9 protein-coding genes are annotated in these 12,977 nt (G+C 45.6%); 8 read left to right on the forward strand and 1 reads right to left on the reverse strand.

Annotated elements, in window-relative coordinates:
- From DWV53_RS13975 to DWV53_RS14005, 7 genes are all read left to right on the forward strand, one after another.
- On the forward strand, positions 1-500 hold a 500-nt coding region (locus tag DWV53_RS13975; protein ID WP_118155087.1), incomplete at its 5' end, for a dTDP-glucose 4,6-dehydratase.
- A 270-nt stretch (positions 501-770) separates the two neighbouring features.
- Positions 771-1,733, forward strand: coding sequence for a PCMD domain-containing protein (locus tag DWV53_RS13980; protein WP_234699090.1), 963 nt, complete (start codon positions 771-773; stop codon positions 1,731-1,733).
- Positions 1,734-1,751: 18 nt separating this feature from the next.
- Positions 1,752-2,927: a BamA/TamA family outer membrane protein gene (locus DWV53_RS13985; RefSeq protein ID WP_118155090.1), complete on the forward strand. Its 1,176-nt coding sequence runs from the start codon at positions 1,752-1,754 to the stop codon at positions 2,925-2,927.
- A 58-nt stretch (positions 2,928-2,985) separates the two neighbouring features.
- Positions 2,986-4,704: a phosphoethanolamine transferase gene (locus tag DWV53_RS13990; RefSeq protein WP_118155093.1), complete on the forward strand. Its 1,719-nt coding sequence runs from the start codon at positions 2,986-2,988 to the stop codon at positions 4,702-4,704.
- Positions 4,705-4,854: 150 nt separating this feature from the next.
- Positions 4,855-6,384 carry a carbon-nitrogen hydrolase family protein gene (locus tag DWV53_RS13995; protein WP_118155096.1) on the forward strand — a complete coding sequence of 510 codons (1,530 nt, stop codon included), beginning with the start codon at positions 4,855-4,857 and terminating at the stop codon, positions 6,382-6,384.
- A gap of 59 nt (positions 6,385-6,443) precedes the next feature.
- Positions 6,444-7,571: an o-succinylbenzoate synthase gene (locus tag DWV53_RS14000; RefSeq protein ID WP_118155099.1), complete on the forward strand. Its 1,128-nt coding sequence runs from the start codon at positions 6,444-6,446 to the stop codon at positions 7,569-7,571.
- The gene (locus DWV53_RS14005) at positions 7,568-8,551 is read left to right on the forward strand and encodes an AMP-binding protein (RefSeq protein WP_118155103.1); all 984 of its coding nucleotides are present in this window, start codon (positions 7,568-7,570) and stop codon (positions 8,549-8,551) included. Before DWV53_RS14000 ends, DWV53_RS14005 begins: the two co-directional genes overlap by 4 nt.
- Before the next feature lie 33 nt (positions 8,552-8,584).
- Here DWV53_RS14005 and aroB read toward each other — a convergent pair whose 3' ends face one another.
- Complete coding sequence (gene aroB / locus DWV53_RS14010; protein WP_118155106.1) at positions 8,585-9,631, reverse strand: 3-dehydroquinate synthase; 1,047 nt, start codon at positions 9,629-9,631, stop codon at positions 8,585-8,587.
- A 276-nt stretch (positions 9,632-9,907) separates the two neighbouring features.
- Between aroB and DWV53_RS14015 the strand changes: the two genes are divergently transcribed.
- Positions 9,908-12,841: a TonB-dependent receptor gene (locus DWV53_RS14015; RefSeq protein WP_118155109.1), complete on the forward strand. Its 2,934-nt coding sequence runs from the start codon at positions 9,908-9,910 to the stop codon at positions 12,839-12,841.
- The last annotated feature ends 136 nt before the right edge of the window (positions 12,842-12,977 follow it).

Here is a 12,977-nt window from a genome sequence, read left to right on the forward strand (position 1 = left end):
ACAACTACGGTCCATACCAGTTCCCTGAGAAGTTGATTCCGCTGTTTATCAACAATATCCGTCATCGCAAGCCATTGCCAGTATATGGTAAGGGTGAGAACGTGCGCGACTGGTTGTATGTAGTAGATCATGCCCGTGCCATCGATATGATTTTTCACAAGGGTAAGATAGCCGAGACCTATAACATCGGCGGTTTCAACGAGTGGAAGAACATTGACATCATCAAGGTGGTAATCAAGACTGTTGATAGATTGCTCGGCAGAAAGGAAGGCGAGGATATGGATCTCATCACTTATGTAACAGACAGAAAGGGTCACGATATGCGTTATGCCATCGACTCTAGAAAGTTGCAGAAGGAACTCGGCTGGGAGCCATCTCTCCAGTTTGAGGAGGGTATCGAGGAAACCGTGAAATGGTATCTCGATAACCAGGAATGGATGGATAACGTAACATCGGGTGATTACCAGAAGTATTACGATAATATGTATTCAAACCGATAATAGCTTTTGGAGTAATCGGAACATGTTTTTATTGTAACCGGTGCATGTCTCTATTGTAACCGGTGCAAGAGATTCTGTTTTGTATATTGAATCAGGAGTCCTGTATTTGTTTATAACAGCAAATGCAGGACTTTTTTGGTTTTATGGCAATTAAAATGCAGTAAATATATTATTATTTCTTAATTTTTTATGCTTTATGTCGAAGAAAACTGAAAACTAGAAAATATTTTTCTATCTTTGCAGCCTTAATGATATATAAAAGAAACAGATATGAAGAAAATAATAAAATCAGGCATCGTTATGGCGGTTGCTACTTTGTCGTGCCTTCCCGTTAAGGGACAGGAAAAGGTGGTTCCTTTTAAATATGGTAATATGGACCACTGGGTAATCAGGAATATCAAAGAATCAGGCATTATTGGAGGAAATCAGAAAAAAGTTTATGCCGTTGGACCTAATATGACTATCAATGGTAATATTCCTTATACCAATAAGGGTGGTTCGCCTTGGGGTTCCTCTAATGTCCTGGCACATGTATCGGGCATCTATAAGACGAATAACTCTGTGTTTCGTGATAAACATGGTAGTGGATATTGTGCCAAACTGGTAACCCATATTGAGAAAGTAAAAGTGCTGGGACTCATCAATATCAAGGTCTTGGCTGCCGGTTCTCTCTTTCTGGGTGATGTTCGTGAGCCGATAACAAGTACTAAGGATGGTCCTAAAGCCATCAATTGGGGTATACCATTCACCGCACGTCCTAAGGCTTTGCGCTTTGATTATAAGACTTCTTTTCCTAATGCAGCCAATCGTATCAAGCAGAATGGATTTAGCGGAGCCTCTACGGTTGCTGGTCGAGATCATGCTATAGCTGTGCTCTATCTGCAGAAACGTCATGAAGATGCTAAGGGAAATATAACAGCTAAACGTGTGGGTACGATGGTAGTCAGATTCGGAAAGAGTACCGATAGATGGGTGGAAGATGCTACCTATACAATCCATTATGGCGATATCCGCCACATGGCAGGTTATCAGGCTGCTACTATGGGACTGCGATCCACTGACTATGCCCGTAACAGCAAGGGTAAGAGCGTGCCGGTAAAAGAAGTAGGATGGGCGAGTGCTAACGAAACACCTACTCATCTGATTCTTCAGTTCTCCTCATCCGATGGTGGAGCCTATATCGGAACTCCAGGCAATACCTTGTGGATTGATAATGTAGCATTGGTGTATTAAAATAATAAAATCGACAAAATGAAGCATATTCTGACAATACTTATTATGATGTTGGCATTGGGCAGCTATGCCTCTGAGCCTTCTGTAACCGATAGTATCTCATCTGCAGAGAAGATGGATACGACGACTTTATATGCCGGGAAATCATGGGTGAACCGGATTCTTGACTACTTTAATGATTCCAACAAAAACAAGAAGCATAAGCGTTTCGATTTTAGTGTGATAGGTGGCCCTCATTATGCCTCTGATACCAAGTTTGGATTGGGATTGGTGGCTGCAGGACTATACCGTACTGATCCGAATGACAGTATTCTTCCTCCTTCTAATGTCTCGCTTTATGGTGATGTCAGTTCTGTAGGTTTCTATATGTTGGGTGTCCGTGGTAACCATATTGCTCCTAAAGGAAGATATCGCATCGATTATCACCTTTATTTCTATTCTTTTCCCTCTGATTTTTGGGGAATAGGCTATGAGATGGGCGATAACGATGCCAATAAGAGTGACATGAAGCGTTGGCAGGCTCAGGCTGAAGTTAGCTTCCTGTTTCGTGTAGCAGATAATTTCTATATCGGACCGATGGCGAGTTATGACTATGTAATAGGTAAACATATTGAGCGTCCGGAATTACTGCAAGGCATGGATCAGCATACTTGGAATGTTGGAGCTGGTGTTTCTCTGGTATATGATAACAGAGATAATCTTACGAATCCACATCGTGGTATCTGTCTGAATATCAATCAGATGTTCAGACCTAGATTTATGGGAAATGATTATGCCTTCAGTACGACGGCATTTCGTTTTGATGCCTATCAGCGACTGGGTAAGGGAACGGTTCTTGCCGAGGACATTGGGGCTAACCTCAACTTTGGTAATCCTTCGTGGGGAATGATGGCAGAATTGGGTGGTACTCATTCCATGCGTGGCTATTATGAAGGCCGTTATCGCGATAAACATTCTCTGGAAGCTACGGTTGAGTTGCGCCAACATGTATGGAAGCGTAATGGCATCGTAGTGTGGGTTGGAGCAGGAACCATCTTCCCGAAATTCTCGGCATTGCGCTCTAAACAGATTTTGCCGAATGCTGGTGTAGGTTATCGCTGGGAATTTAAGAAGAATGTGAATGTACGTCTGGATTATGGATTCGGTAAGTCGGGTCAGTCTGGTTTCCTCTTCAATATCAATGAAGCGTTTTAGTAATAATGCTCTTTATGTAGTTTGATAATGCTCTTTAAAGTGTTAATGAAAAAGTAGAATGAACAGTTTTACGGATATATATAATAAGGTGTCATCGGGCGCATTCCTTTACGGGTATGCTGTGGTAGCATTGTTGTTGCCTAATATAGCTCTGTGCTATACCGAATGTCTGGCTCCTTGGGCTTGTGGGGCCAATGTGTTGCTGCCTTTGGCACTCTACATGTGGTTCTTTTCGTTAACCAGATGCCCGGGTAAGATGATCTGGTGGGCTTTTCTTTTTGTTTTTTTCGCTGCCTTCCAACTGGTATTGCTTTATCTCTTCGGGACGGGAGTGATAGCGGTAGATATGTTTCTGAATCTTGTAACTACCAATCCTGGCGAGGTGAAGGAACTGCTTGGTAATCTGTTGCCTGCTGTGGTGGGTGTTTTTGTGGTTTATCTTCCTTTGCTGGTTCTGGCTATTGTCAATATCAGCAAGAAAGGGATGATAGTGGTTCAACTCCAGCATCGAGTGCGTCGTTGGGCTTTGGAGATAGCTGCTGTCGGTTTATTCTGTCTGCTGGCTTGCTATGTGGCTGTAGATGATTATCGCTTGCGCAACCAACTTTATCCTGTTAACGTTTGCTATAATCTCTATCTTGCTTTCGAGCGTGATGCGGCTTCAGAGAATTACAGGGAGGCAAGCAGGATTTTCAGGTTTGATGCCAGGAACGAGCACGATGCTGAGGCTCCCGAGGTGTATGTGATGGTGGTGGGAGAGACGGCGAGAGCCCACAATTTCAGTCTCTATGGCTATCCGCGCGATACCAATCCTTTGCTTTCCAAGACTCCTGGAATCATAGCTTTTCCCGATGCTACAACCCAGAGTAATACTACGCATAAGAGTGTTCCTATGCTCCTGTCGGCTGCATCAGCAGAGGATTTCGAACGTCTCTTTCATGAGAAAGGTATCCTGGCTGCTTTCAGGGAGGCGGGATTTCATACCGTATTTATCAGCAATCAGCTGCCTAATCATTCTTTTATTGATTTCCTTGGCGAACAGGCTGATGAACATTACTTCCTGAAGGAAGGTGCTTCTGCAAAAGATAATCATTATGATAGTGATTTGTTGCAGAAGTTGGATGGGATATTGCCTGCGGCAGATGCTTCTTCATCCAAGCAATACCGTTATCGGAAACTCTTCGTGGTACTTCATACTTATGGTTCTCACTTTAATTACCAGGAGCGCTATCCCCGTAATTTCGCTTTCTTTAAACCTGACAGTAAGAGCGAAGCGAAGCCGGAGAACCGGCGTGACCTGCTGAATGCATACGATAATACCATCCGGTATACCGATTATATCCTGCATGGTATCGTAGAACGTCTGCAGAAATGGGAGAAGACTCAGGCAAAGACGGATGGGGTATATAGCCAACCTACATCGGCGATGCTCTATACCAGCGACCATGGAGAGAATATCTTTGATGATGACCGTCGCCTCTTTCTGCACGCCGCCCCGAAGGCATCTGATTATGAGCTGCATGTTCCTTTCATCATCTGGACATCAGATGGTTATGGAAAACAATATCCGGGAATACTGAAAACTTTGTCAGGTCATCGTACCCAACAGGTACAGACGAGTCTTTCGGCTTTTCATACGATGTTGGGGATAGGAGGCATCCTGACCCGTTATCGCCAGGATGAATATTCTGTGGCAAGTGAGAAGTATCATCCTGTGAAGTTGTTTTATCTGGATGATCATGATAAAGCGATTCCACAGGAAAATGCCAAATATTAGCATCTGATTTTAAGCGTAAACGCGCTCTTTGTGTAAAATACATGAAAAGAGTTTTCGTAAATGTCAATTATTTGCGAAAACTCTTTGCCGTATCTATAATTTGCTGTATCTTTGCACCCGGATTTAGATAATAATAAAAATACAGTTGTTATGGAACCAACTCGAAAAATCGAAAAGGTAGGCATGCGCAACCTCCGTATGGAGGATTATGATCAGCTTGCCAAGTCATTTAGGCGTATTTACGCAGACTCAGATGTATTCTGGACAAAAGAACAGATTAAGAAACTCATTACTATCTTCCCTGAGGGTCAGGTGGTTATTATCGTTGATGATAAGATTGTGGGCTGTGCGCTCTCTATCATCGTCAATTATAATATGGTGAAGGGCGATCATACCTATGCTCAGGTTACGGGTAATGAAACCTTCAATACCCACGATCCTAAGGGAAACATTCTTTACGGCATCGAGGTATTTATCCACCCTGATTATCGTGGCTTGCGCCTGGCTCGCCGTATGTATGAGTATCGCAAGGAACTCTGCGAGAAGCTCAACTTGAAGGCTATCATGTTTGGCGGTCGTATACCAAACTATCACAAGTATGCCGATAAGATGCGCCCTAAGGAGTATATCGAGCATGTAAGAAACCGTGAAATCTATGACCCGGTTCTTACCTTCCAGCTTTCCAATGATTTCCACGTGCGCCGCGTAATCCGCAACTATCTTCCTAGCGATGAGGAGAGCGAACACTGCGCTACCCTCTTGCAGTGGGATAATATCTATTATCAACCACCTACGGATTCTTATGTAGACCGCAAGCCAACCGTAAGAATCGGATTGGTACAGTGGCAGATGCGCCCATACGCTTCGGTGGATGACCTCTTCGAACAGGTTGAGTTCTTCGTTGATTCTGTGAGCGATTACAAGAGCGATTTTATCCTCTTCCCTGAGTATTTCAATGCGCCTTTGATGGCTCGTTTCAATGATTTGGGTGAGGCGCAGAGCATCCGAAAGATGGCGCAGTATACCGAAGAAATCCGTGACCGTTTCCGCGAGTTGGCCATCAGTTACAACATCAATATCATCACGGGTAGTATGCCTTATCTTAAGGATGATTCTCTCTATAATGTAGGCTTCCTCTGCCGCAGAGATGGTAGCGTGGATATGTACGAGAAGATCCATGTTACACCAGATGAGCAGAAGTGCTGGGGATTGAGTGGTGGTAGCCATATCCAGACCTTCGATACCGATTGCGGTAAGATTGGTATCGTCATCTGCTATGATGTGGAGTTCCCTGAGTTGTCAAGATTAATGGCTGAGGATGGCATGCAGATTCTCTTCGTGCCATTCATGACCGATACCCAGAATGCTTACTCCCGAGTAAGAGTATGTGCCCAGGCGCGTGCCATCGAGAACGAGTGCTATGTAGCCATTGCGGGTAGTGTAGGCAACTTGCCACGTGTTCACAACATGGATATCCAGTATGCCCAGAGCGCCGTGTTCACCCCTTGCGACTTTGCTTTCCCTAACGATGGCAAGCGTTCAGAGGCAACACCTAATACCGAGATGATTCTCGTATCAGATGTTGACCTGAATCTCTTGAATGAGCTTCATACCTACGGTGCTGTAAGAAATCTTCGCGACCGCCGCAAGGATCTGTATGAATTGAAACAGAAGAAGTAAGTGAGGAAGGATAATTCAACACTCAACACTCAACATTCAACATTTAACATTTAAATAAAGTGTATAAGATAGAAATCTCGGAGCGCACGCTCCACTTCAAGCAGCCGGCAGGCACGTCTCGTGGCGTATATACCACGAGACACAGTTATTATCTCACTCTCACCTCTGATGAAATGCCGGGAGTAGAGGGAGTGGGAGAGTGTGCTACGCTCCCTGATCTCAGTTGCGATGCCAAACCGGAATATGAGATGACCCTGCGACAGGTTTGTCAGATGGTAGAGCAGATGGGACGCATTCCATACGATATGATTCGTGCTTACCCTAGCATCACCTTCGGTTTGGAAACAGCCTTCGCTTCGTTCTTCGATGCAGCGAAGAAGTTTTTGGAGATTGTTCCTGCTGAAGGAGCATCTTCTTCTTCAGAAATATTGAAGCAGAAAGGGGTTTCTGTTCCAGTCGGAATGGAGAATCTTGTCAATCTCTTCGATTCTCCTTTCGGTAGGGGAGAAGAGGGCATCACCATCAATGGATTGGTGTGGATGGGTACTTACGAGGAGATGCTGGCACGACTGGAGGAGAAGCTCCAGGCGGGTTTCCATTGCGTGAAACTGAAAATCGGTGCCATCGATTTCTTCAAGGAACTCAATCTCATCAAGCGCATCCGTGATGTGTATACCAAGGAGCAGGTTGAGTTGCGTGTAGATGCCAATGGTGGCTTCTTGCCGGAGAATGCAATGAGTCAGCTGGAGGCTTTGGCTAAATATGACATTCATTCGATTGAGCAGCCTATCAAGCAGCATCAGTGGCCTAAGATGGCTCAGCTTTGTCGCGAAACACCGCTTCCTATCGCCCTAGACGAGGAGTTGATTGGTGTGAATGTCCGGAGTATGAAACAGGCTTTGCTCGATACCGTCCGTCCTCAGTATATCATCCTCAAACCTTCACTTCATGGTGGCATCTATGGATGCAACGAGTGGATAGAACTGGCTAACCAGCGTGGTATCGGCAGCTGGATTACTTCTGCTCTTGAGAGTAATATCGGTCTGAATGCGATTGCTCATTATGCAGCTAAAGTATATGGTCCTAATGTCAAGATGCCGCAAGGCTTGGGTACCGGACAGCTCTTTACTGATAATATACCGATGCCTTTGGAGATTCGTGGTGACAAACTGTTTGTAGTAAAATGACTTTAGAAGATTTCCTTTCAGAATGGAATAACGGTAGCGACCGGGTGCTTGTTCATACAAGTGGTTCTACAGGCAAGCCTAAACCGATGTTGGTAGAGAAGAAGCGAATGCTCAACTCGGCCCGCATCACCTGTGATTTCCTGGGATTGAAACCTGGTGATAGCGCCCTGCTCTGTATGTCGCTCGATTATATTGCAGGTAAGATGGTGGTGGTGCGGAGTATAGAGCGCCATCTCCATCTTATTTCTGTTTGCCCAAGTGGTCATCCTTTGAAAGATGTAAATGAAGAGATTACCTTCGCTGCGATGGTCCCGATGCAGGTTTATAATACCCTGCAGGTTCCTGAAGAGCGGGCTCGTCTCTGCCGCATCAGGCATCTTATTATCGGTGGCGGAGCTATAGATGAGGCTCTCGAACAGAGACTGAAGGCTCTTCCCGGTGATATTGCCATCTGGAGTACCTACGGAATGACCGAAACGCTCTCGCATATTGCCCTGAGAAGAATTAATGGTGCTGAGGCCAGCGAATGGTACCAGCCTTTCGATAGTGTGAAAATCAGTCAGACCGAGGAAGGATGTCTGGTGATAGATGCTCCGCAAGTATGTGCTGAGCCCCTGGTAACGAATGATATTGTGGAAATAGAATCCTATATATATAATAAGGTGGAAAAACTCCGTTTTCGCATCAAAGGCAGAAAAGACAATGTGATTTGCAGCGGAGGCATCAAAATACAGATAGAAGAGGTTGAGGCTCTGTTGAAGCCTTATCTTGAAAAACCTTTCATGATAGCCAAGAAGAAAGACGGGAAGTTTGGAGAAATTGCTGTCCTCCTGACGGAAGATGAGGAGATTGAAAAAATAGAGGCGACTGTTCGCCGCCTCTTATCTGATCATAAATATTGGATTCCAAGGGAATTCCTTCATGTAGAGCATCTTCCGCTTACCGAAACCGGAAAGCCGAAGCGCTCTATCTTTCTTTAAAGAGATTCTCTGAAGAAAGATTCTTTAGCTGAATTATCCTTCTCTGAAGAAATCGAGTGCTTCCTTGATCTCTTCTGTCGTAGCTGTCTGGTTGATACGGATATCGCCTATGCCGCCCAGCATCGTGAAGTTGATGATGCCATTCTGGTTCTTCTTGTCATGATGCATCAGCTCGATGAGCTCATCATAGTCATCGCAGGTAATATCCAGTGTACCATAGAATTCCTTGATGAAGTTTACGGTCTGGCGCATCTTCTCTGTAGGGAATCCGGTTTTGGCAACACTCAGATAGAGTTCAGGGATGAGACCGAATGCCACTGCATAACCATGCAGGATAGGCTTGCGCTTCAATGCCCAGCTCTCAAACGCATGACCGAAAGTATGGCCCAGGTTCAGCGCCTTGCGGATGCCCTGCTCGTGAGGATCCTGCTCTACAATGCGCTCCTTTACCTTCACGCTGTCGCCTACCATGCGCTGCAACTGCTTCAGATCAGGCTTGTCGAGGTCGAAACTGACCAGTTCTTCCCACATTGCTTCTGTAGAAATCAGACCGTGTTTCAGCATCTCTGCATAGCCCGAACAGATGTTTTCTGCATCGAGCGTCTTTAAGAATTCTGTATCGAGAATAACGAACTTAGAATCGTTGAAAACACCCACCTCATTCTTCAAACCTCCGAAGTTGATACCGGTCTTTCCACCCACAGATGCATCTACCATCGCCAGCAGGGTAGTAGGAATATTGATGAAGTTGATACCGCGCTTGAAGGTGCTGGCAGCAAAACCGCCGAGGTCGGTTACCATACCGCCTCCGAGGTTAATCATGCAAGAATGACGTGAAGCGCCACCTTCCTGCAGTCCCTTCCATACCATCATCAGGCTTTCGATGTCCTTATGACTGTCGCTAGCCGGAATCGTTATCACCTTAGCTTCCTTCATGCAGTAGAATTTCTGCAAAACCGGAAGGCACATTTCCTGTGTGGTAGTATCTGTAAGCACAAACAGCTTGTCGTGCTCGCATTCTGAGAGAGCGCTTACCAGTTCGTTCTCCAGATGGGTTGATATGATTACTCTCTGATTCATAACATATATACTTTTAAAAGAAACAGACTTTCAGAGTCACCTTTTGTGGGCAACTCATTGTAAATTCGCTTGCAAAGGTACGTTAAATCAGAGACAAAACAAAATAAAAAGCACTTTTTTATCTATAAAAGTTTAAACCTTGATATATTTTATGCGTCAAAAGAAGCAGAATGCCCCAAAAAGAGCAGCTGTTTTTTACAATTGCGCTTTTATTGGGTCTAATCATATAAGTAAGTCAAATATATAAGTAAGAAATAATAATAACGTCTATAATTAATGAAAAGATCTATTCTGATGATGCTTCTGGTGTTCGTAACCATGGCATCCTTTGCTCAGGATCGCTTGATTACCGGTGTGATTACCGACCGCGACACCAAGGATCCCGTAGAACAGGTAACGATTCAGTTACTCAAGACCGACAGTACCTATGTGTCGGGTGCCATTAGCAACGAGAAGGGACTCTTCCATCTCAATGCACCTGCCAATGGCAAGTATTTACTCAAAATGTCGAGTGTAGGTTACAAGACTACCGTAAAGCGTATCGAGATTTCTGATGACAAGAATCTGGCAATGGGCAATGTGGTTCTCGGTGCTGATGCCATCATGCTGAAGGGTGCCGTGGTTACTGCCATGGCGCAGAAGGTGAACCTGAAGGAGGATACCTTCGTCTATAATTCGGCTGCTTACCGCACACCGGAAGGTTCGGTGGTTGAGGAGCTGGTGAAGCGCCTGCCGGGTGCTGAGGTCAGCGACGATGGTACCATCAAGATTAATGGTAAGGAAGTGAAGAAGATTCTCGTGGATGGCAAGGAGTTTATGACGGGCGATACCAAGACTGCCCTGAAGAACCTGCCTACCAGCATCATCGACAAGATCAAGGCATACGATGAGAAGAGTGATCTCTCTAAGGTTACCGGTATCGATGACGGCGAGGAACAGACCGTGCTCGACTTCGGTGTGAAGAAGGGTATGAACAAGGGTTTGATTTCCAACATCGACCTGGGTGTAGGTAACAAGAGCCGCTACAATATGCGTGGCATGGGCGGTTATTTCAATGATAACAACCGATTCATGCTCTTTGCCAATGCCAACAATACCAGCGACCGTGGATTCGGCGGTGGTCCTGGCAGAGGATTCTGGGGCGGTGCCAACGGTTTGAATGCCAGCAAGATGATAGCTGCCAACTATAACTATGAGTTGAAGAACAAGTTCAAGTTCAATACTTCCCTCCGCTGGAACCACAGCGATGGCGATGTATGGAGCAGCCGTTCCAGCGAAAACTTCATGGGTAGCAGCAGCTCTTTCAGCAATAGCCTGAGCCAGAGTTTCTCCCGCAGCAACAGTTGGAATGGCAACATCCGATTGGAGTGGATGCCTGATTCCATGACCAATATCCTCTTCCGTCCTTCCATCTCCTGGAGTACCAGCGATGGATTGAGTGGCAGCCAGTCGGCTTCCTATAACAAGGATCCTTATACCATTACCTCCAAAGACCCTCTTTCAGAGGAAGGTATTGAGGAGTTGGATAAGGCTGAGGCTATGGTGAACAGTCAGTTGACCAATGGCATCACCTATTCTGATAATAACAATATCAGCGGTATGTTGCAGATTAACCGCAAGTTGGGCAACAAGGGACGTAACATCACCTTCCGTGTGGATGCCAAATATACTGATAAGGACAGCAAGAGCATCTCGCTCAACAATGCCAAACTCTATCTCGTGCAGACAGCGGAGGGTAAGGATTCTACTTATCAGACCAACCGCTATAACCTGACTCCTTCAAAGAATTACAGTTATGCGGGACAGTTGACCTATAGTGAGCCACTCTGGAAGGCTACCTTCCTGCAGTTCAGCTATAAGTTTACTTACAGCTACTCCAAGAGCGACCGCAGCACCTATGATTTCAGCAAGTATGCGATGAGTGGTGATCATGAGTATCGTGGCTGGGATAGCTACCTGAATCCGTTTGCCGGTCATCTCGAAGATTACAAGGATGATGATCTGAGCCGTTTCTCAGAGTATCGCAACTACAATCATGATATCCAGGTGATGATGCGATTCATCCGTCAGAAGTACAATCTGAACTTCGGTGTGATGGTTCAGCCACAGCAGTCTAAGTATATCCAGGATTATCAGGGAGTGCATGTAGATACCGTTCGCAATGTGGTGAATATGAGTCCAACCCTCGATTTCCGCTATCGCTTCTCCAAGATGAGCAACCTGCGTGTGAACTATCGTGGTACCACATCTCAGCCAAGCATCTCGCAGTTGCTTGATATCACCGACAACAGCGACCCGCTGAACATCTCGAAGGGTAACCCTGGCTTGAAGCCATCGTTCACCCAGAACTTCCGATTGTTCTACAACAACTTCGTGCAGAACCACAACAAGGGTATCATGACATTCGTCAACTTCTCAACCACCAACAATAGCATCAGCAACAAGGTGACCTATGATGAGAAGACTGGTGGAAGAATCACCCGTCCGGAGAATATCAATGGTAATTGGAATGTGATGGGAGCCTTCATGTTCAACTGCTCTATCGACAGTGCCGGTGTGTGGAACTTGAATACCGACACCAACTTGGGTTACAACAACTACGTGAGCTATCTGAGTCTCGACAAGCAGTCTGATTCCCAGAAGAATACCACCCGCAGCACCACTTGGAGAGAACGCCTCTCTTTCAGCTATCGCAACGACTGGTTGGAGCTCTCGCTCGATGGAACATTGAATTATAACCATGCCAAGAACAAGTTGCAGCCTAACAGCAACCTCGATACCTGGCAGTTCTCTTATGGTCCTAGCATGACGCTTACAGCTCCTTGGGGAACCAGCTTGAACTCAAGCCTCTCTATCAGCAGTCGCCGTGGATATAACGATAGCAGCATGAATACTGATGAGTATGTATGGAATGCTCAGCTCTCTCAGAGTTTCCTGAAGGGCAAGCCATTGACCATCATGCTCCAGTTCTACGATATCCTTCGTCAGCAGAGCACCTTCTCTCGTGCCATTTCTGCCACATCCCGTACGGATACGGAGTATAATGCCATCAACAGCTATGCGATGCTCCATGTGGTATATCGCTTGAATCTCTTCGGAGGCAAGCAGGCTCGTCAGGGTGGTCCTGGCGGTCCTGGCGGTCCTGGTGGTCGTCCTGATTTCCGTGGTCGTCCATTCAATGGCGGTCATCCGGGTGGAAGAATGTTCTAAAAAAGAAAATGAAGTAAGCTTCATTTAAAACGATAGTAAGCCTCACTCAATGTTTATGCGAGGCTTATTTCAAATAGGTATGACGAGAAAAAAAGAAAGAGGGTGTGTCATAAGTCTATGGCGCACCCTTTTCGTT

Source organism: Segatella copri (genome assembly GCF_003465495.1).
In the GTDB taxonomy this organism is placed as follows: Bacteria; Bacteroidota; Bacteroidia; order Bacteroidales; family Bacteroidaceae; genus Prevotella; species Prevotella copri_G.